Below are 18,862 nucleotides of genomic sequence, written 5' to 3' on the forward strand. Positions count from 1 at the left end.
CGGCCGGCACGGTTTCCTGCGCATCTTGCGGATTGGGTTTGACTCGCTCTCGCAACGTGACGTCATGAAACTACGGACTCATCCTGGCACGACAATTTTGTTTTGTGCAATCAAGGAGAACCCGGGCCGAAAAAATTGCAGCGTTGCGGATAAAGGCGGGGAGGGCTTGACTGGCGTGGCTTCGCGCCGGGTGGCGGGAGGTGATGGGTAAAGGTCGTGTAAGCGCTGTGGTGCGGGGCCAACACCAAAATGTCGAACGCAGCGCTTAAAGAAAAGGCCTTCGATGAAGGCCCGATGTAAAGCTCTGCTAAGTACGCGCGGAGATCTTGAAAGACAGCAGAAAGATTCGGCGTTTAATGCAGTGAGCATTTAATGAAACGGAATGATTGCCTAGTCATTAACGTCTCCATCAACATAACGCCAGCGTTCATCGTCGCCGCGCACGAAGCGGCTCAATTCATGCAGCCGATGCGCGCGTCCCGCGACTTTGTAACGCGCGACGAATTCGACCGTCGCGTGATCGGCGTCGCTCTGCGCGAACGATTTGATCTGCAGTCCGAGCCAACGCGGCGCATCCGGTGCGGCCGGGTCCGCGTCGAGATCGGCGGGGCAGGTGCGCGGATCCCACGTCGCGCGCAGGTAGTCGGTCGCGCCGAGCACATACGCGCTGTAGCGCGAGCGCATCAGTTCGAGCGCGCGCGGCGCGGCTTCGCCGCCGTCGATATAACGGCCGCAGCACTCGGTGAAGCGCGGTGCTTTGGCGGCCGCGCCGCTGCGTGTTTCGGGTGTCGTGCCGCCGCACGGACAGTCGACAGGTCGTTGCATTGACAACAATGGCTTATTCATGAAGTTCAGTGGTTGAGCGCGCGGGCGATCAGGATCTTCTGGATGTCGCTGGTGCCTTCGTAGATCTGGCACACGCGCACGTCGCGGTAAATCCGCTCGACCGGAAAGTCGCTCAGATAGCCGTAGCCGCCGTGAATCTGCAGCGCGGCCGAACAGATGCGCTCGGCCGCTTCCGATGCGAACAGCTTGGCCATCGCCGCTTCGGTCAGGCACGGCTGGCCCGCATCCTTTAGCGACGCCGCATGCCAGATCAGCTGGCGCGCGGCTTCGAGTTGCGTCGCCATCTCGGCGAGGCGGAACTGTACCGCCTGATGCGAGAACAGCGGCGCGCCGAAGCTCTCGCGTTCCTTCGCGTAGCTCAGCGCGGCCTCGAACGCGGCGCGCGCCATCCCGACGCTCTGCGCGGCGATGCCGATGCGCCCGCCTTCGAGACCCGACAGCGCGATCCGGTAGCCTTCGCCTTGCGCGCCGATCAGGTTCGCGGCCGGCACGCGGCACTCGTCGAACACGATCTGCGCGGTGTCCGACGAATGCTGGCCGAGTTTTTCTTCGACGCGCGCGACCACGTAGCCGGGCGTCGCGGTCGGCACGATGAACGCGCTGATCCCGCGTTTGCCGGCGGTTTTGTCGGTGACGGCCATCACGATCGCGACGTCGCCGTTCTTGCCGCTGGTGATGAACTGCTTGACGCCGTTCAGCACGTACGCGTCGCCGTCGCGCGTTGCGGTGGTGCGCAGCGCCGATGCGTCGGAGCCCGCTTGCGGTTCGGTCAGGCAGAACGCGCCGAGCATCTCGCCGCGCGCGAGCGGCGTGAGCCAGTCGCGTTTCTGCGCGTCGTTGCCGTAGCTGAGCAGGATGCTGCACACCGGGCAGTTGTTGACCGAGATCGCGGTCGAGGTGCCGCCGTCGCCGGCGGCGATTTCTTCGAGGATCAGCGCGAGCGCGAGCGCGTCCATGTCGGCGCCGCCATACGCTTCGGGCACCAGCACGCCGTACGCGCCGAGTTCGGCGAGCTGCTTGTGCACGTCGCGCGGGAACGTGCGCTCGCGATCCCATTGCGCCGCGTACGGCGTGATCGCGTCGCGTACGAAGGTGCGCAGCGCATCGCGCACCATCAGGTGGTCCTGGTCAAGCACCATGTGGGTGTCTCCTCGGGTTGCTCACCAATCGAGTTGCGTGCCGTCGTACTGGAAGAACTTGCCGTTGAACGCGTCGTGCGACGCCGCCGCCTGCGCGAGCACCTCGCGCATGCCGGTGACGCTGCGCGCCGGATCGAGCGCGGCCTGCGAGCCGCCCATATCGGTGCGGACCCAGCCCGGATGCAGCGACACGCAGGTCGCGCGTTGCGCTTCGAGCGACGTGAGTTTCAGCACGTTGTTCAGTGCCGCCTTGCTCGCGCGATACAGCCAGCCGGTCGTGCCGCTCGCATCGGCGGTGCTGCCCATATGGCTCGAAATCACCGCGAGCACACCGCCCGCCTCCTCGACCAGCGGCAGCAGCACCGGCAGCAACTGCATCGGACCGCGCACGTTGGTGTGCATCACGTGATCGAAGTCTTCCGCGGTGATCGTTTCGATCCCTTCGGTGCGCGGGCCGTACACGCCCGACACGACGATCGCCGCATCGAGCCGTTCGCCGTCGAGCTTCCAGCCGAGCGACGCGATTTCTTCGGGCGCGGTCACGTCGAGCGCGAAAGTGTGCGCGCCGAGTTCGGCGAGCGCATCGAGCGCGGCGCCGTCGCGCGCGGTGGCGAGCACGCGCCAGCCGCTCTTGTTGTACTGGCGGACGAATTCCTGGCCGATGCCACGCGATGCACCGACGATCAATACTGTTTTCATCGTATTCCTCAAGGTTTATCGATCTGCCGCGGATGCCGCGCGTCAGACCAGTTCGATGCCCATCGCGGTCGCTTCGCCGCCGCCGATGCACAAGGTCGCGACGCCGCGCTTGCCGCCGCGTTTTTTCAACGCGCCGATCAGCGTGACCAGAATGCGCGCGCCCGATGCGCCGATCGGATGGCCGAGCGCGCAGGCGCCGCCGTTCACGTTGACCTTCTCGTGCGGCAGATCGTGCTCTCGCATCGCCGCCATCGTGACGACCGCGAACGCTTCGTTGATCTCGTACAGATCGACGTCGGCCGCGCGCCAGCCGTTCCTCTCGAACAGTTTGCGAATCGCGCCGACCGGCGCGGTGGTGAATTTCGACGGCTCCTGCGCGAACGTCGAATGACCGACCACGCGCGCGAGCGGCGTGACGCCGAGGCGCCTGGCGGTCGATTCGCGCATCATCACCAGCGCGGCCGCGCCGTCCGAGATCGACGACGAGTTCGCCGCGGTCACGGTGCCGGTCTTGCTGAACGCGGGCCTCAAGGTGGGGATCTTGTCGAGGTTGGCCTTGAACGGCTGCTCGTCGTGCGTGATCGTGATCTCACCCTTGCGGTCCGCCACTTTCACCGGCGCGATTTCCCAATCGAACGAACCATCCTCGTTCGCGCGCTTCGCGCGGTTCAGCGACTCGACCGCGAACGCGTCCTGCGCTTCACGAGTGAATTCGAACGACGCCGCGCATTCCTCCGCGAACGTGCCCATCAGGCGGCCTTTGTCGTATGCGTCTTCGAGGCCGTCGTAGAACATGTGGTCGAGCACCTGGCCGTGGCCCATGCGCATCCCGCCGCGTCCCTTCGGCAGCAGATACGGCGCATTGGTCATGCTTTCCATCCCGCCGGCGACGATCACGTCGAGCGAGCCGGCGGCCAGCATGTCGTGCGCGAACATCGCCGCGCGCATCCCCGAGCCGCACATCTTGTTGACCGTCGTGCAGCCGGCCGCGAGCGGCAGCCCCGCGCCGAGCGACGCCTGACGCGCGGGCGCCTGGCCGAGACCGGCGGGCAGCACGCAGCCCATCACCACTTCGTCGATCTGTTCCGGTTTCAGCCCCGCGCGCCGCACCGCGGCTTCGATCGCGACCGCGCCGAGCTGCGGCGCGGTCAGCGTCGCGAAGTCGCCCTGAAAGCCCGCCATCGGCGTGCGCGCGGCGCCGACGATAACGATCGGATCGGACGGGGTTCCAGCGAGATTTGCATCACTCATCATCAAGCTCCTTGAGTGCCCGGCCACCGACGCGGCCGGACCGTTACCTGAGAATCGGGCTTACGCCGCGCGCGCGTCGGGTGCGTCCTGTTGCGTGTTCACGGGCGCGGCGGTGAAGCGTTCCGGATAGCGCACGCAAAAACGCACGCTCTGGTCGTACGGAAAAAAGTCGGGCAGCTCGCCCTTCAACAGATGATCCTTGTGGGTCTGCCACAACGCGGGCTCGAAAAAATCCGCGTGATGCTGCATGAACGAACGGCGCACGCGCGGATCGCCGAGCAGGAACGTGCCGTAGGTCTCCGGAAAAATATCGTGCGGACCGACCGCGTACCACGGCTCGCCGGACATTTCGTCTTCCTCATTACGCGGCGGCGGCACCGCGCGCACGTTGCAGTCGGTCAGGTACTCGATCTCGTCATAGTCGTAGAACACCACGCGGCCATGACGGGTGACGCCGAAGTTCTTGTACAGCATGTCGCCGGGGAAGATGTTCGCCTGGATCAGTTCCTTCACCGCGTTGCCGTATTCCTTGATGCCGTGCTCGACGTCGGCGTCGTTGCCGTTTTGCAGGAACAGATTGAGCGGCACCATGCGCCGCTCGATGTACAGATGGCGAATCACCAGATTGTCGCCGTCGTATTCGAGCAGCGACGGCACTTCCTTTTTGAGCTCGCGCAGCAGCGCGTCGTCGAGTCGCGACAGCGGCAGCGCGACGCTCGAATATTCGAGCGTGTCGGCCATCCGGCCGAGCCGGTCGTGACGTTTGACCAGCTGGTACTTTTCCTGAATCTTCTCGCGGGTGGTTTCCTTCGGCGGCGGGAAGTTGTCCTTGATCACCTTGAACACGTACGGAAACGACGGCAGCGTGAACACCAGCATCACGAGTCCCTTGATGCCGGGCGCGACGATGAAGCGGTCGCTCGAATGCGACAGGTGATGCAGCAGATCGCGATAGAACAGATTCTTGCCCTGCTTCTGCAGACCCAGCGACGTATAGATTTCCGCCTTCGGTTTGCCCGGCATGATCGTGCCGAGGAACTGCACGTAGGCGGACGGCACTTCCATATCGACCAGAAAGTACGAGTGCGAAAAACTGAAGATGATCAGCAGCTGTTCGCGCCGCAGCAGCACGGTGTCGAGCGCGAGTACGCCGGGGCGCACGTGACGCAGCGGCACCGCGAACGGTATCAGCGCGTCGCCGTTGATGATGCGCCCGACGATATGAGCGGCCTTGTTGCGAAAGAACAGCGACGAGAGCACGTGAATCTGGAAGTTCGGCGCTTCGTCGAATACGCCGAACGCGTCGTGGATCGATTGCACTACGCAGCCGACGTCGCGTGTCAGATCTTCGAACGGCGCGTCGAGCTGGAAGTTCGTGACGATCCGCTCGAGCGTTGCCGCGAGTCCATCGGTGCCCGGGTAGTACGCGCGATACGTCGGCTTCGCGGCCGGCTCGTCGTTCTCGATGTATTCGGTCGAGATGGCCGGGCGCACGAAAATGAAGTCGTTGTTGAAATACGAGCGGTGCAGAATCTTGCAGCACACCGAATTAAAGAAGGTCTCCGCGCATTCGGGCTGGCGATGCGAGGTCAGCAGACCGATGTAATGCAGCTTGATCTGCTGCCAGACTTCGCTGTCGATGTTCTCCGCGTCGTATTCGTCTTCGAGCCGGACTACGCATTCCTTCACGCGCTCGTCGTAAGAGGTGATGCGCTCGCGCGCGAGCCGTTGCAGACGGTGCCAGTCGCCGGTTTCGAACAGCGTTTTCGCGCGAATCGCGGCGTCGCGAAAGACCCGGTAATGGCGGTCGAAACCTTCGAGCATCGTCTGCGCGACATCGAAGCCGATTTGCGACGACAGCAGTTTGGGAAAGTGATTCATAAAGCGCGAACTCCCGGAGCGCCGTTCAGAGTCAGGCAGGCTTCGCGTCGTGCCTGCCGCCGTCGAGCAATGCGCGCGCCTGTGCTTCGTACTGCGAGAGATCTTCGAGCGTTGCGTTGAGATCTTCGCGCTGACGCTCGAGTACTTCGCGATGACGCGCGACGGTGGCGAGAAACGCGTGCAGTTGCGGCACGGTGTCGGTCGGCGATTCGTAGACGTCGAGCAGGTCGCGGATTTCGGACAGCGTGAAGCCGAGCCGTTTGCCGCGTAGCGTGAGTTTCAGCCGCGTGCGATCGCGGCCCGAATAGACGCGCCGCAAGCCGCTCGAACCTTCGCGGCTCGGCGAGAGTAAACCCTGATCCTCGTAGAAGCGGATCGCGCGTGGCGTCACGTCGAATTCGCGCGCGAGCTCGGTGATCGTGTATTGGGTATTCATCGGGAGATCTCGTGGCCGCTCGCGGCCGCAGGTGCTTGTGGTGCCCGGCACAAAAGCGGATTGAACGATAGAATCGACGTTTACGTTATCGTCAAGCAGAGCGGAAAGCAACCACAACCAGGCCGACCGGTATCGCATACCTCGCCATGCCGGAGAGTCGACGGAGGAAGACAGTCCCCATGAATGCACTCGAACACCAACTCCAATATCCCTTCAACGACACGATGCCCGACTCGGGCCGCACGATGGAAGTCGCGCCGGGCGTGCTGTGGCTACGGATGCCGCTGCCGTTCGCGCTCGACCATATCAATCTGTGGCTGCTGCGCGATGAGATCGAGGGGCAGCAAGGTTGGACCGTGGTCGATTGCGGGATTACGTCGGACACGATCAAGCAGAACTGGGAGAGCGTGTTCGACACGGTGCTCGACGGACTGCCGGTGTTGCGTGTGATCGTCACGCATTGCCACCCGGACCATATCGGCCTCGCGCACTGGGTGTGCAGCGGCGGCGACAAACAGCGCTGGGATGCGCGGCTGTGGATGACTCACGGCGAATACATGCAGGCGCGCGTGATGGCGACCGGCGACGGCTCGAACGCGGGCGGCGAGGCCGCGGCGCGGCACTTCGCGCGGCACGGCTTGAACGATGCCGAGTCGCTCGACAAACTGCGTAATCGTAAGAGCTACTACACGAGTCTCGTGCCGGCGATTCCCGCGCAGTACCGGCGTCTGCGCGAAGCGGACGAGGTGAAGATCGGCGCGCGAACGTGGCGCGTGGTGACGGGCTTCGGTCATTCGCCGGAGCATTGCGCGCTGTATTGCGCGGAAACCGGCACGCTGATTTCGGGCGATATGGTGTTGCCGCGCATTTCGACCAACGTGTCGGTGTTCGATATCGAACCGGAGGGTTCGCCGCTCGCGTTGTATCTCGGTTCGCTCGGCCGCTATGAAGAGATGCCGGAAGATACGCTGGTGCTGCCGTCGCATGGCAAGCCGTTTCGCGGCGTGCGCACGCGAATCCAGCAGTTGCGCGAGCATCACGATGCGCGGCTCGCGGAAGTGCGCGACGCGTGCGCGGAGAAACCATGCAGTGCGGCCGATATCGTGCCGATCATGTTCAAGCGGCAACTCGATATCCATCAGATGACGTTTGCAATGGGCGAGGCGCTCGCGCATTTGCATCTGCTGTGGCTTGCCGGTGATCTGAAGCGGACGCAGGATCAGGATGGGGTGATCCGGTTTTCGGCTAATTGAGTAGCGACGGCTATTGATCTATATCAAGGAGGTCCGATCTCTCCCGTCGCTCACTTGCGAACCCGCACAAATTAAAGACCTGCTCCAATCTGCCGTTAAACGAGTCATCGTATAACAGCGGGTTGGAATGCGGCATGCGCAACGTCTCGGTTCGAAATAGTCTTCTGGCGGTCTTCCTGATTTTCGCGGCAATGATCCTGCTCGGCGGCATCCTGGGCGTCGCCACGCTCAGCCGCGCGAACGCCAATCTGAACCGGATCCATCAGATCGCGACGCAGGAAATTCTCGTCAACGACGCTTACAAAGACTCCACCCGCACGCGCTCCGCGTTGACGCGCGCCTATTCGGCGCTCAAGGAGCGCAACGATCAGCCCACTCGCGACTCGGCGGTGAAGACCGCCGCGACGACGATCAAGCGAGCCGCCGACGAAACTGAGTCGTTCCGCAACGCCGCGGCCTTCGCCGGTCAGGACGACGCGCTGAAGCAGCAATTGATCGACTCATCGAACAACCTTGCGGCGTTTCTGAAAAAAGCATCCGACGCACTGCTGGCCGGTGACACCAACGCCTACGCGGAGATCAACGATCGCGACATTACCGAAGCCGGCAAGGTGTATTCGGTGAACGTCGAGAAATTCCAGAGCATCGCGAACAGTTTGTCGAACGATGCGATCGCGCAGGTCGATCGCGAATACACGTGGGTCATCGCGCTGGTGATCGTCGGCGTGAGCGCGGCACTCGCATTGATCGTCGCGTCGCATTTCGCGCTGCGCCGCATCGTTACGACGCCGCTGAAGGACGCCGCGACGCTGCTCGACCGGATCGCCGCGAGCGATCTGACCGCGCGTATCCCGGAGGCGAGCGGCAACGAGATCGGCCAATTGTTCGCGGCGATGCAGCGGATGCAGAGCGGTCTGTCGCAGACGGTCGCGAACGTGCGCACGAGTTGTGAAGCGATTCACGGCGGCGCACGCGAGATCGCCGCGGGCAATCTGGATCTGTCGAGCCGCACCGAACAGCAATCGGCGGCGCTCGAAGAAACCGCGGCGAGCATGGAGCAACTGACGTCGACGGTCAAACAGAATGCGGATAACGCACAACAGGCGAGCACGCGCGCATCGAGCGCGGCCGAGGTCGCCGAGAACGGCGGCGAAGTGGTCGAGCGTGCCATTCAGACGATGAGTGCGATCAGCGACAGCTCGCGCAAAATCGCCGAGATCACCGGGATGATCGACAGCATCGCATTCCAAACCAATATCCTCGCGCTCAATGCCGCGGTCGAATCGGCCCGGGCCGGCGAACAGGGCCGCGGCTTCGCGGTCGTCGCCAGCGAAGTGCGCAGTCTCGCGCTGCGCAGCGCGGATGCCGCGCGCGAGATCAAGGCCTTGATCTCGGCTTCCGTCGATGACGTCGCGAACGGCAATAGCCTCGTCACCCAGGCCGGTCAGTCGATGAAGGAGATCGTCGGCGCGGTGCGCGGCGTCGCCACGCTGATGAACGAAATCAAAGCCGCGACGATCGAGCAGAGCACCGGCATCGAGCAGGTCGGTCAGGCCGTCTCGCAGATGGACCAGGTGACCCAGCAGAACGCGGCGCTCGTCGAACAGGCGGCCGCCGCCGCGAGCGCGCTCGAAGAACAGGCGCAATCGATGACGGCCGCCGTGTCGGCCTTCCGCCTCGCCGCGTAACTTGCCGCATGAGTCACTGCATGAATCACTGCGCGAATCCGGCGTAATTCGCAGCCGGACCCACCCGCGCAATAGCCATTCCCAACTGGAGTATGAAGATGAAGCTCAAAGGCGTCCTCGGCGCAATCGCCGTTCTTTTTGCTGGTGCGTGCGCATCGGGCATCTCGCAGGCCGCGACGTATGCGTATGTCTCGAACGCGGACAGCAAGGACATTTCGGTTTTCAGTCTCGACAAATCCAACGGCGCGCTGACGCCGGTGGAGACGGTCGCGGTCGGTGGCACGGCGATGCCGATGACGTTTTCGCCGGACCATCTGCGCCTGTACGCGGGGCTGCGTTCGACGCCTTATAGCGTGGTGAGCTTCGCGGTCAATCCGCTCGACGGCAAGTTGATCGAACTCGGCCGCGCGCCGCTCGCCGAGAGCATGGCGTATATCTCGACGGACGCCAGCGGCCGCTATCTGTTTTCCGCGTCGTACGGCGGCAACATGGTGGCGGTGAACCCGATCGGCGCGAACGGCGTGGTCGGCAACGTGCAGCAGACCATCAAGACCGGCCCGATGGCGCACGCGATCCGTAACGCGCCCGATAACCGTGTGGTATTCGCGTCGGTGCTCGGCTCGGATGCGTGGTTGCGTTTCAAGTTCGATGCATCGAATGGTCAGTTGACCGAAGATGCTTCGCCGGCCTATGCATTGCCGCCGAAGTCGGGCCCGCGTCACTTCGTGTTCTCGCCGGATCAGCGCTTCACGTATCTGATCGATGAACTCGACGGCAAGCTGCACGTGCTGGCGCTCGACAACAAGCGCGATACCGTCAAGCCGGTGCAGACCGTATCGATCCTGCCGCCCAATTTCTCCGGTGGCAATCCGTGGGGCGCCGACCTGCACGTGACGCCGGACGGGCGCTTCCTGTTCGCGTCGGAGCGCACGTCGAACACGCTCGCCGCGTACCGGATCGATCGCGCGAGCGGCAAGCTCACGCGCATCGGCACCTATCCGACCGAGAAGCAACCGCGCGGCTTCAATATCGATCCGTCCGGTCAATACCTGCTGGCGGTCGGACAGTTGTCGCCGACATTGAGCGCTTACCGCATCGATGGCAAGACCGGCAAGCTGAGCGCGATCGGACAGTATCCGGTTGGCAAGGGCGCGAATTGGGTCGAAGTCGTCGAGTTCAACGGTTCGAATGCTGACTGAGGTTTGAGGGCGCGTTGAGGCTACGCTAAAGCGATGCTGAAGCCGGCAGCAATGCTAATGCCGCCTCAACCGAGTTCAAACGACGTAATCCCGAACACACGCGCCATCGGAATATCCGGCGGTGCGTGCGTGTACATCCGCGCGGTTTCGAAGCTGATCGACATGCCGTGCCGTTCGGCCATCGCAATCGCTGCGGCGTTACTCTCAGGCACGTCGATCGACACGGTTTCATCAGCGCATTTGCCGAGCAGGGCATCGAATAGCTGTTCGGCGGTGAGCGCATCGTCGGCGAACAGCGGGCCGATCTTGCGCCCCTGACGGCAAGCGCGCAGTACGCCATAGCCACGCATCACGCCATCGCGTATCGACGCGAGTGCAATCACGTCGGGTTGCGCGATCCATGCTTTCAGAAAATCGGCGCGCGCCGCGGGAAACCAGCGCCGGTCATAAGCGGTCGACTGGTCGAACGGGACCGCGGATAAATCCGTGACTGCCGCACTCGCTGGCGCTGCATGTGCAACGCCTTGAAAACGAATGTTCCGATGCGCGAGTTGGAAGCCCGACTTCCGATAGTTCGCCTGCTGCGCGACGACACCATCCAGACCGACGTTGCGCCCGTTCAGATAATCCATTGCGTGTTGCCAGAGCCGCAGCCCGAGTCCTTTGCCGCGAAACTCCGGTCTGACGATATACAAACCGATAAAGCCGAAATGCGCGTCGTAAGCGACCGCGGAAATCGAGGCGACCGGCTCACCGTGTAATTCACCGACAAGGAAGCCGCCGGGATCGGCGGCGCGGAAACACCGCGCGTCATCGCGGCCCGGATTCCAGCCCTCGTTTGCTGCCCACTCGATCGCTAGCGGGACTTCTCCGGCCGTCATCGTGCGGACGATGTAGTGCCGGGCCAGTTCGGCATCCATGCCGGTGTGCGCGTTCATTCCGATGATCCTGTTGCCGCACTGGCGGCGCGTTGCCTCCACCCAAGAATAGTTCACCGAAGGTTCGGCGCCAGAACTTTCGCGGCCTCGTCTTTACAGCGTCAGAACCGGCTGCCGCGACGGCGTTGCAACGGTGCAAGGACTCCGGGAAACCCCACAGCTTTGTACCTGAATGTGTACGGCCCGCGAGCCGACACACAGCCTTGCAATTCCGCCCCCACCCGACACAAGCCAGATACCTCGGCTGGGTCTAATACATCCAACGACGGATGCCGAACAACGCAGTGACGCAGACCCGAAGGTCTGCCGTCCGCTTCGGACGCCCGGCGGATTTTTTTCCATCCGACCTGATTCAGGAGAACGCCATGAAAGTCCCGATGATCGCTTTGACCTTGGCCGTTGCTGCGTGCGCAACCGCCGGTTCCGCTTATGCAGCCAACTACGCGGCCAATGCAGCCGACCCGCACGCAGCCACCGCCGTCGTGCAGGCAGAAGCGCAATGGACCCCGCCGCAAAGCGCGCCGCAAGCGAAAACGCGTGCCGAGGTTCGCCAGGAACTGGCTCGCGCCAGAACCGACGGCCAGCTCGCCGCGCTCAACAAGATCTATCAGGGTAGCTAAGCATTATCGATCGAACGATCCGAGTACCTTCTTCTCATTCACTATCGAGGTTTGCCATGATCAAGCATCTTTTTGTTGCCGCCGTTCTTTCGGCCAGCGCCGCAGTCGCGGCTCCCGCATTCGCTAGCGGCGGTTATGGGCCCGCGCCGCATTACAACCCGATCGTCGGCGCGCCGGCATCGCAACGCGGGCAGAGCGCGTTGACAGTGAGCGCCGAGCAGGCCGTCCGGGTGACGGACGGCGAACTCAGCAGGCAGTCGTACGGCGGTGCGCAACAGGGCAGTTCGCAATCGGGCGCGCGTTTTGTAAGCGCGGCAGACGCGGCGTCGATCTCGCCTTACGCGCATCACTAATGCGCAGTCGCGATTGTGTTGTCGCAACTCGCTCTTTACTCAATCGTTATGGAAGCCGCGCACCAATCGGTGTGCGGCTTCACAGGTTTGCGATCTAAAACATCGATTCCTACGCAGCCACTTCCACCGTCATCTCGATCTCGACGCAAGCGCCCAACGGAATCTGCGCGACGCCAAACGCGGACCGCGCATGCTTGCCGTTATCGCCGAACACCTGAGCGATCAGATCGGACGCGCCATTGGTCACCCGATGCTGTTCGACGAAATCCTCGCTCGAATTAACGAGGCTCATCACCTTCACGATGCGCGTCACGCGATTGAGGTCGCCGACGTGCGCATGCAATGTCGCGAACAGGTCGATCGCGGCCGCACGCGCGGCGGCGTAGCCTTCGTCGGTGCTCAGACCGGCGCCGAGTTTTCCGGCCCATACCTTGCCGTCCTTTTTCGCCAGATGGCCGGACAGGTACACGGTATTGCCGCTTTGCACGCACATCAGATAAGCGGCGGCCGGCGCTCCGACCACGGGTAGTTCGATACCCAGTTCTTTCAGTGTTGCGTAGACGTCGTGTTCGGACATGCAATCCTCGATAGATGAATTGAGCGGCGACAACCGCGGCGCTTCAGCCGCGGTCGAAGGCGCAATCAAACCGGCGATCAAACCGGCAATCAAACCCGCGGATCGATCGGCGATTCCGGCACCCCGCGTGCCTCGATCGCTTCGCCGGCCAGCAGGCAAAGATCTTCCCGATAGTGCGCAGCAACGATCTGCACGCCGACCGGCACGCCGTCGACGAGTTGCGTCGTCACCGCGAGCCCGGGCAGACCCATCGCCGGCAGCGCGCGCATTGTCAGTTGTGCTTCCCATACGCGGTCGAAGCCGTCGAGGCCCTGCTGGTCGAGATCGTCGGGAAACGGCAGTTCGGCGGAGACGGGCATCAACACGACCGCGTACTGATCGAGAAACAGGCGCCACTGGCGCGTCAACGTAGTACGACGTACTAACGACCGGCTGATCACATCGGCGGGCAAGTCCTGAACCTTGCGGCGCGCCGCGGTGACGACGGCCAGCGCGGCGGGGTCGCCGTCGCGGGTGACCGAGTCGACCAGCGCGTCGAAGCCGTCGCCGAGCCACAAGCGCTCCTGCAACTGCTCGGCTTCACGCAGCGACGGCGTATCGTCGATCTCTTCGACGGTCCAGCCCGCATCGACGAGCCGTTGCGCCGCATCGCGCAGCGCGTGCTCGACTTCCGGCACGATCTGCAAGCCGCCCGGCCGCAGACACAGCGCGGCGCGCAGCGGCACCGTGCGCCCTTCGAGCGGCAGCGGCACATACCAGGGATCGCGCAGGTCCGGCGCGGACAATGCAAGCAGTCCCAGGCGAAGATCCGCGATCGTGCGCGCGATCGGACCGGCGGCCGACATCAGTTGCGCGCCGATCGCCCGCTCGGGGGACGACGCGTTGAATGCGGGCACGCGTCCGAGCGTCGGCCGCAATCCGTGCACGCCGCACGCATACGCGGGGTAGCGGACCGAGCCGCCGATATCGGTGCCCAACGCGAGTTGGCCGATCCCGGCGGCGACCGCGGCCGCCGCGCCGCCCGACGAGCCGCCGGGCGTCAACTTCGGATTGCGCGGATTCACGGTGCGGCCGTGGACGAGGTTGGAGGTGAACCAGCGCAGCGCGAAGGCCGGCGAATTGCTGCGGCCGAGCAGGATCGCGCCGGCTTTTTGCAGGTTATCGACGGCGGGGCTGTTGAACTCGGCGATCAGCTTTTCTTGTAGACGGGTGCCGTTGGTCGTCGCGAAACCCGCCTGATCGACATTGATCTTGACGGTGACCGGTACGCCGGCGAGCGGGCCGGGATCTTCGCCGCGCGCGATCGCGCGGTCGATGTTGTCCGCCTGTTCAAGGACCGCCTCGGGGCGATGTTCGACGATCGCATTGATCGCCGGATTCACCGCATCGAGGCGCGCGAGCGCGGACTGCGCGGCCTCCCGCGCGGACACGTCGCGGCTTTTGATCCGCGCGGCAAGCTCGGTCGCCGATAAACGCCATAGTTCACTCATGTTCCCTCCGGTTAGCATTGCTGCGTTCGCGTTGCCGCGAGCAGACTGGCGGGTGTCAATTTGAACGGCCCAATGTATCTAACGTATGTCCGCCGGCCTCTGAAATGTAAGCCAGTTTTTCCGGACTCGCCGTGGATACGTTGGAGACACAAATCGCGCGGCGAAGAGAACCGCAAAGAAGAGAACCACAGAGAAGAGAACTACAAAGAAATCATTCGCCAAATAAAAAAAGCCGACCTGCGAGGTCGGCTCTTTTGCCTTCAGGCGCGGCAGGAAACTTACTGCACCGCGACCGTGCCGAAGTTTTGTCGTCCGAACGGACTCACGTGATACCCGCTCACGTTGGTACGCGTAATTGCCGCGGCGGTCGGATAACCGAGCGGAATCCACAGCGCTTCGTCGTGGATGATCTGCTGCGCGGCTTCATACGCCTTCGTGCGCTTAGCGATATCGGAGGTTGCTTTGCCGTCGGCGATCAGCTTGTCGAGATCCTGATCGCAGAAGCGCGCGAAGTTGATCCCCGACTTCACCGCGTTGCAGCTGAACAGCGGCGACAGATAGTTGTCCGGATCGCCGTTGTCGCCGGCCCAGCCCATGAACAGCGTGTCATGCTGGCCCTGCTTGGCCTGCTTGATCAGCTCGCCCCATTCGATCACCTTCACTTCGGCCTTCACGCCGATCTTCGCGAAGTCGGCCTGCAGCATTTCGGCGCCGGCCTTCGGGCTCGGATTCAGCACGCTGCCGTTCGGGCGCACCCAGATCGTCGTCGAGAAGCCGTTCGGGAAGCCCGCTTGCGCGAGCAGTGCCTTCGCCTTGGCCGGGTCGTACGGCCAGCCCTTGATCGAGTGGTTGTAGCTCCACGTATTCGGCGGGAACGGATTGACCGCCGGCGTCGCGGTGTTGTCGAACACGGCCTTCAGATACGCGGTGCGGTCGAACGCCATGTTCAGCGCGGCACGCACCTTCTGGTTGTCGAGCGGCTTTTGCTGCGTGTTCAGCGCGACGAACGCGGTCATGAACGCGGGCGTCTGCACGATCGCGAGCGACTTGTCCTTCTTCGCGTCGGCGAGATCCTGTGGCTTCGGCGACAGCGCGATCTGGCATTCGCCGGCCTTCACCTTCTGCGCGCGCACGGTCGCGTCCGGCGTGATCGCGTAGATCAGGCGCTCGATCTTCGGCTTCGCGCCCCAGTAGCCCGGGTTCGCGTCGTAGCGGATCACTGCGTCTTTCGTATAGCTCTTCAGCACGAATGGGCCGGTGCCGATCGGCTTCGCGTTCAGGTCGACCTGCTTGCCGGCCTTCAGCAACTGATCCGCGTATTCGGCCGAATAGATCGACGCGAAGCCCATCGTCAGGATCGATACGAAGGTCGCGTTCGGCTCGTTCAGCTCGAACTTGACGGTGTTCTCGTCGACCTTGGTGATCGCCTTGATCAGCTTCGGCAGCCCCATCGATTGCGCATGCGGGAAGCCGCTCGCGCCCGTCACCTTGTGCCACGGGTTGCTGTCGTTGAGCATGCGGTCGAACGTGAAGATCACGTCGTCGGCGTTCAGCGCGCGGGTCGGCTTGAAGTAGTCGGTGGTCTGGAACTGCACGTTCGGGCGCAGATGGAACGTGTAGGTCAGCCCGTCGGCGCTCACTTCCCATTTGTCGGCGAGCGCCGGCACGACCTTCTTCTGCGCTTCGTCGAACGACACCAGCGAGTTGAAGATCACGTCGGCCGACGCATTGGTCGTGACCAGCGAGTTGAACTGGACGACGTCGAAGCCGTCGGGGCTCGATTCGGTACAGACGGTGAGCGGTTTGGCGAGCACCAGCGCGGGCGCTGTGAACAGGATGGCGGCTGCGAGCAGTTTGAAGCGCATAGGATCTCCGGTGACGAGCGCGGTCAGGCTGTGCGTCTGGTTGTGTTTATGGCGGCCTCGGGAAGCGGTCGCGGCGGGCGGCGCCACGCGCGTGATTTGCTCCCGGCGCCGTCGCACGGGCCGGGAGACCCGGCTTCGCGGGCGGCGCGCCTTCGCGAAAGCTTATCGAAGGGGGATTATGGCGACAACAATTTAATCGACATATCCATATGGCGGGCGGGGTAGCAGCGCGCGTGCCGCGGGCCGCGGGCCTTCAACCCGCCGCTGCGAGCCGCAACAGATAGTCGACCCCGTCGATCGCGCGCACCCCGTACCACGACGTCATCTCGCCGTCGATCAACTCGATACGCTTGCCGCTCATGCGCGAATCGCGCGCGAGCGCATCGCGATGCGCGGCCGTGAACCGGTACGGCTCACTCGACAGCAGCACCCGGTCGACCTGCGCGAGCCACGGCGCGGCATCGAAGTCGAGTACCGGGTAGCGCGCTGCGCCCTTGAGACCGCCGTGCACGTCGGGCAGCGCGTGCCAGTTCGCCAGTTCCAGCATCGCGGCGATGTAGGTGTCGCGCGCGACGCTCATCCACGGTTCACGCCAGATCAGGTACAGCACGTTCTGCGCGGCAAAGCGGCGGGCGGCGGCTTTCCGCAGGCGTAGTTCGAGCGCATCGGCGAGGCGCCGCGCTTCGTGCTCACGGCCGAAGATCGCGCCGAGCAGCGCGTAGAGCGCGAGGTTATCGCGCGGCGTTTGCGGATGGGTGACGACGATATGCGGGACGAACGCACGCAACTGTTCGACGGTGTCGCGTTCGTTTTCGTCGATATTGACGAGCAGATGAGTGGGGCGCAGCGCGCGGATCGCGTCGAGCTTGACGGCCTTGGTGCCGCCGACCTTGCGAACCACTTGCACCTTGTCGCGCGGATGCACGCAAAAACCGGTACGCCCGACTATCTGGCCGTCGAGGCCGAGCGCGAACAGTGTTTCGGTGACGCTCGGCACCAGCGACACGATGCGCGCGGCGGCGCCCGCTGGTTCGTGCGCGACGCCGGCTGCATCGACCGCACGGGTGGACATGTTTTACTCGGCGACGGCGCGCGGCTTGCGCGGCGCGCGTTCGAACACGCGGTCGTATAGCCAGCGCGGCAATACGTGCAGCAGCATCGCCGCGACCCGCATCTGCCACGGGAACACCGCGAACGAAGTTTGCCGCTCGACCGCGCTGGCTACCTTCGCGGCGAAGCGATCCGCGTCCATCAGGAACGGCATCCCGTACGGGTTGTGCTCGGTCATCGGCGTGCGGATATAGCCGGGCGCGATCGTCACGACACCGACGCCCAGCGGCCGCATTTCGACCCGCAACGCTTCCAGATACTTGAGCGCCGCCGACTTCGACGCGCTGTACGCACCCGAGCCCGGCAGGCCGCGCACGCCCGCAACACTGGCGATACCGACCAGCGTGCCGCGCCGCTCGGCGGCCATCGCCGCGGCGAACGGCTCGAACGTTGCGACCATGCCGAAGTAATTGATGTCCATCACTTCGCGGAACGTGCGCAGATCGCCGTGCCCGGTCAGCGCGCCGCGGCTGATCCCGGCATTGGCGATCACCACGTCGGGCAGCCCGTGTTCGGCGATAAAGCGCGCGGCGGCCTCGGCGAGCGCTTCCGCGTCGCGCACGTCGACCGCATAGATTGAGACGGTATTCTGGGGATGGGACTGCTGGAACGCGGCGAGCGCGTCGCCGCGACGGGCGACGAGGCCGAGAATCGCGCCGCGCCGTGCATATTCGCCGGCGAGCGCGAGGCCAATGCCACTCGATGCGCCGGTAATGAATACCTTCAGGGGAGAGGTCATACCGGCGCCTCGTGATTACATCTTCTTCGCGCGAACCTGCGAGACGAGGTAGTCGAGCACCTGGATCGTGCCGGGCAGGCTGTTGGTCGCGGCCGGGCCGGTTTCAAACTTGCCCTGCACCGCAATGGTCGGCACGCCTTCGATCTTGTAGTCGTCGAGCAGCTTCTTGTCCTTCTGCAGCGCGCTTTGCGTCGAGAACGAGTTGTACGCTTCCATGTACTTCTTCGGATCGACGCCGAACTTCGCGAGGAATTTGGCCTGGTCTTCCGGCGTCAGCAGGTAGTTCTTGTTGACGTGGATTTCGTTGAAGATCTTCGGCGTGAGTTCGTTGACGACGCCGAGCGCGTCGAGCGCGTGGAACATCTTCGAATGCGGGATGAAGTCGTCGCGGAAAGCCACCGGCACGCGGCGGAACACGACGTCCGGACCCTGCTTCTTCACCCATGCTTCGAGGAACGGGTTGAATTCGTTGCAGTGCGGGCAGCCGTACCAGAAGAATTCGGTGACTTCGATCTTGCCGGCCGGCACGTCGGTGGGTTGCGGCGTGGCGAGGACGGTGTAGTCCTTGCCGGCGACCGGCGCTTGCGGCGACGCGTGCGCCGAGGCCGCGATCAGGCCCAGCGAGAGAAACAGGATGCTCAGCAGCTTTTTCATGTTGTGTAGACCCAGGTAAGCGTGATGCGGTGAAGCCACGCGAATGTCCGTCACCGCTTGTCAGATTCGGGTGGCCGCTTCGGCAGGCAAAGCGGGCGAGGCGGCCATCGTGCTTGTGACTCGC

Annotated in this window: 18 protein-coding genes; 5 read left to right on the plus strand and 13 right to left on the minus strand. The window is 63.7% G+C overall.

What is annotated here, in order from left to right; all coding sequences use genetic code 11:
- Positions 1 to 390 precede the first annotated feature (390 nt).
- From BTH42_RS01435 to BTH42_RS01460, 6 genes are read right to left on the minus strand one after another with little or no spacing between them, the layout of a single operon-like run.
- Positions 391 to 846 carry a YchJ family protein gene (locus tag BTH42_RS01435; protein ID WP_075295008.1) on the minus strand — a complete coding sequence of 152 codons (456 nt, stop codon included), beginning with the start codon at positions 844 to 846 and terminating at the stop codon, positions 391 to 393.
- A gap of 5 nt (positions 847 to 851) precedes the next feature.
- Positions 852 to 1,985, minus strand: a complete 1,134-nt coding sequence (locus BTH42_RS01440) for an acyl-CoA dehydrogenase family protein (RefSeq protein ID WP_075295010.1) — start codon at positions 1,983 to 1,985, stop codon at positions 852 to 854.
- Positions 1,986 to 2,006: 21 nt separating this feature from the next.
- The gene (locus BTH42_RS01445; RefSeq protein WP_075295012.1) at positions 2,007 to 2,684 is read right to left on the minus strand and encodes an SDR family oxidoreductase; all 678 of its coding nucleotides are present in this window, start codon (positions 2,682 to 2,684) and stop codon (positions 2,007 to 2,009) included.
- Between the two features lie 42 nt (positions 2,685 to 2,726).
- Positions 2,727 to 3,935 carry an acetyl-CoA C-acetyltransferase gene (locus tag BTH42_RS01450; RefSeq protein ID WP_075295014.1) on the minus strand — a complete coding sequence of 403 codons (1,209 nt, stop codon included), beginning with the start codon at positions 3,933 to 3,935 and terminating at the stop codon, positions 2,727 to 2,729.
- Between the two features lie 60 nt (positions 3,936 to 3,995).
- Complete coding sequence (gene aceK, locus BTH42_RS01455; protein WP_075295016.1) at positions 3,996 to 5,816, minus strand: bifunctional isocitrate dehydrogenase kinase/phosphatase; 1,821 nt, start codon at positions 5,814 to 5,816, stop codon at positions 3,996 to 3,998.
- Positions 5,817 to 5,847: 31 nt separating this feature from the next.
- The gene (locus BTH42_RS01460; protein ID WP_075295018.1) at positions 5,848 to 6,252 is read right to left on the minus strand and encodes a MerR family DNA-binding transcriptional regulator; all 405 of its coding nucleotides are present in this window, start codon (positions 6,250 to 6,252) and stop codon (positions 5,848 to 5,850) included.
- Between the two features lie 179 nt (positions 6,253 to 6,431).
- Here BTH42_RS01460 and BTH42_RS01465 point away from each other — a divergent pair, with 179 nt between their 5' ends.
- From BTH42_RS01465 to BTH42_RS01475, 3 genes are all read left to right on the plus strand, one after another.
- Entirely contained in the window at positions 6,432 to 7,505 is a 1,074-nt protein-coding gene (locus BTH42_RS01465; protein WP_075295020.1) for an MBL fold metallo-hydrolase, read from the plus strand.
- Between the two features lie 134 nt (positions 7,506 to 7,639).
- Positions 7,640 to 9,193, plus strand: coding sequence for a methyl-accepting chemotaxis protein (locus tag BTH42_RS01470; RefSeq protein ID WP_075295022.1), 1,554 nt, complete (start codon positions 7,640 to 7,642; stop codon positions 9,191 to 9,193).
- Positions 9,194 to 9,291: 98 nt separating this feature from the next.
- The gene (locus BTH42_RS01475) at positions 9,292 to 10,392 is read left to right on the plus strand and encodes a beta-propeller fold lactonase family protein (RefSeq protein ID WP_075295228.1); all 1,101 of its coding nucleotides are present in this window, start codon (positions 9,292 to 9,294) and stop codon (positions 10,390 to 10,392) included.
- 65 nt (positions 10,393 to 10,457) lie between these two features.
- Here BTH42_RS01475 and BTH42_RS01480 read toward each other — a convergent pair whose 3' ends face one another.
- Positions 10,458 to 11,330 carry a GNAT family N-acetyltransferase gene (locus BTH42_RS01480; RefSeq protein WP_256701692.1) on the minus strand — a complete coding sequence of 291 codons (873 nt, stop codon included), beginning with the start codon at positions 11,328 to 11,330 and terminating at the stop codon, positions 10,458 to 10,460.
- Between the two features lie 269 nt (positions 11,331 to 11,599).
- Here BTH42_RS01480 and BTH42_RS01485 point away from each other — a divergent pair, with 269 nt between their 5' ends.
- Positions 11,600 to 11,950, plus strand: a complete 351-nt coding sequence (locus tag BTH42_RS01485; protein ID WP_256701693.1) for a DUF4148 domain-containing protein — start codon at positions 11,600 to 11,602, stop codon at positions 11,948 to 11,950.
- Between the two features lie 56 nt (positions 11,951 to 12,006).
- Entirely contained in the window at positions 12,007 to 12,303 is a 297-nt protein-coding gene (locus tag BTH42_RS01490) for a hypothetical protein (protein WP_075295026.1), read from the plus strand.
- A 109-nt stretch (positions 12,304 to 12,412) separates the two neighbouring features.
- On the opposite strand, the gene BTH42_RS01495 is transcribed toward BTH42_RS01490, so the two are convergent.
- The 6 genes from BTH42_RS01495 to BTH42_RS01520 all read right to left on the minus strand — a co-directional run bounded on the left by BTH42_RS01495 (position 12,413) and on the right by BTH42_RS01520 (position 18,738).
- A complete protein-coding gene (locus BTH42_RS01495; RefSeq protein ID WP_075295232.1) occupies positions 12,413 to 12,880 on the minus strand; it encodes a RidA family protein in 468 nt (155 codons plus the stop codon).
- A gap of 89 nt (positions 12,881 to 12,969) precedes the next feature.
- Positions 12,970 to 14,370 (minus strand): amidase family protein, encoded by a 1,401-nt coding sequence (locus BTH42_RS01500; protein WP_075295028.1) that lies wholly within the window; start codon positions 14,368 to 14,370, stop codon positions 12,970 to 12,972.
- 278 nt (positions 14,371 to 14,648) lie between these two features.
- A complete protein-coding gene (locus BTH42_RS01505) occupies positions 14,649 to 16,235 on the minus strand; it encodes an ABC transporter substrate-binding protein (RefSeq protein ID WP_075295030.1) in 1,587 nt (528 codons plus the stop codon).
- 253 nt (positions 16,236 to 16,488) lie between these two features.
- Complete coding sequence (locus BTH42_RS01510) at positions 16,489 to 17,307, minus strand: helical backbone metal receptor (RefSeq protein ID WP_075295032.1); 819 nt, start codon at positions 17,305 to 17,307, stop codon at positions 16,489 to 16,491.
- Between the two features lie 3 nt (positions 17,308 to 17,310).
- On the minus strand, positions 17,311 to 18,084 hold the full coding sequence (locus BTH42_RS01515) for an SDR family oxidoreductase (protein WP_075295034.1): 774 nt from the start codon (positions 18,082 to 18,084) through the stop codon (positions 17,311 to 17,313).
- Positions 18,085 to 18,099: 15 nt separating this feature from the next.
- Complete coding sequence (locus tag BTH42_RS01520) at positions 18,100 to 18,738, minus strand: thiol:disulfide interchange protein DsbA/DsbL (protein ID WP_075295036.1); 639 nt, start codon at positions 18,736 to 18,738, stop codon at positions 18,100 to 18,102.
- Positions 18,739 to 18,862 lie beyond the last annotated feature (124 nt).

It is taken from the genome of Burkholderia sp. SRS-W-2-2016 (genome assembly GCF_001931485.1).
Lineage (GTDB): Bacteria > Pseudomonadota > Gammaproteobacteria > Burkholderiales > Burkholderiaceae > Paraburkholderia.

Excerpts from the sequence above, each read along its gene's own strand:
- BTH42_RS01435 (WP_075295008.1), bottom strand. The coding sequence starts at position 846 with ATGAATAAGCCATTGTTGTCAATGCAACGACCTGTCGACTGTCCGTGC.
- BTH42_RS01440 (WP_075295010.1), bottom strand. The coding sequence starts at position 1,985 with ATGGTGCTTGACCAGGACCACCTGATGGTGCGCGATGCGCTGCGCACC.
- BTH42_RS01445 (WP_075295012.1), bottom strand. The coding sequence starts at position 2,684 with ATGAAAACAGTATTGATCGTCGGTGCATCGCGTGGCATCGGCCAGGAA.
- BTH42_RS01450 (WP_075295014.1), bottom strand. The coding sequence starts at position 3,935 with ATGAGTGATGCAAATCTCGCTGGAACCCCGTCCGATCCGATCGTTATC.
- aceK (WP_075295016.1), bottom strand. The coding sequence starts at position 5,816 with ATGAATCACTTTCCCAAACTGCTGTCGTCGCAAATCGGCTTCGATGTC.
- BTH42_RS01460 (WP_075295018.1), bottom strand. The coding sequence starts at position 6,252 with ATGAATACCCAATACACGATCACCGAGCTCGCGCGCGAATTCGACGTG.
- BTH42_RS01465 (WP_075295020.1), top strand. The coding sequence starts at position 6,432 with ATGAATGCACTCGAACACCAACTCCAATATCCCTTCAACGACACGATG.
- BTH42_RS01470 (WP_075295022.1), top strand. The coding sequence starts at position 7,640 with ATGCGCAACGTCTCGGTTCGAAATAGTCTTCTGGCGGTCTTCCTGATT.
- BTH42_RS01475 (WP_075295228.1), top strand. The coding sequence starts at position 9,292 with ATGAAGCTCAAAGGCGTCCTCGGCGCAATCGCCGTTCTTTTTGCTGGT.
- BTH42_RS01480 (WP_256701692.1), bottom strand. The coding sequence starts at position 11,330 with ATGAACGCGCACACCGGCATGGATGCCGAACTGGCCCGGCACTACATC.
- BTH42_RS01485 (WP_256701693.1), top strand. The coding sequence starts at position 11,600 with ATGCCGAACAACGCAGTGACGCAGACCCGAAGGTCTGCCGTCCGCTTC.
- BTH42_RS01490 (WP_075295026.1), top strand. The coding sequence starts at position 12,007 with ATGATCAAGCATCTTTTTGTTGCCGCCGTTCTTTCGGCCAGCGCCGCA.
- BTH42_RS01495 (WP_075295232.1), bottom strand. The coding sequence starts at position 12,880 with ATGTCCGAACACGACGTCTACGCAACACTGAAAGAACTGGGTATCGAA.
- BTH42_RS01500 (WP_075295028.1), bottom strand. The coding sequence starts at position 14,370 with ATGAGTGAACTATGGCGTTTATCGGCGACCGAGCTTGCCGCGCGGATC.
- BTH42_RS01505 (WP_075295030.1), bottom strand. The coding sequence starts at position 16,235 with ATGCGCTTCAAACTGCTCGCAGCCGCCATCCTGTTCACAGCGCCCGCG.
- BTH42_RS01510 (WP_075295032.1), bottom strand. The coding sequence starts at position 17,307 with ATGTCCACCCGTGCGGTCGATGCAGCCGGCGTCGCGCACGAACCAGCG.
- BTH42_RS01515 (WP_075295034.1), bottom strand. The coding sequence starts at position 18,084 with ATGACCTCTCCCCTGAAGGTATTCATTACCGGCGCATCGAGTGGCATT.
- BTH42_RS01520 (WP_075295036.1), bottom strand. The coding sequence starts at position 18,738 with ATGAAAAAGCTGCTGAGCATCCTGTTTCTCTCGCTGGGCCTGATCGCG.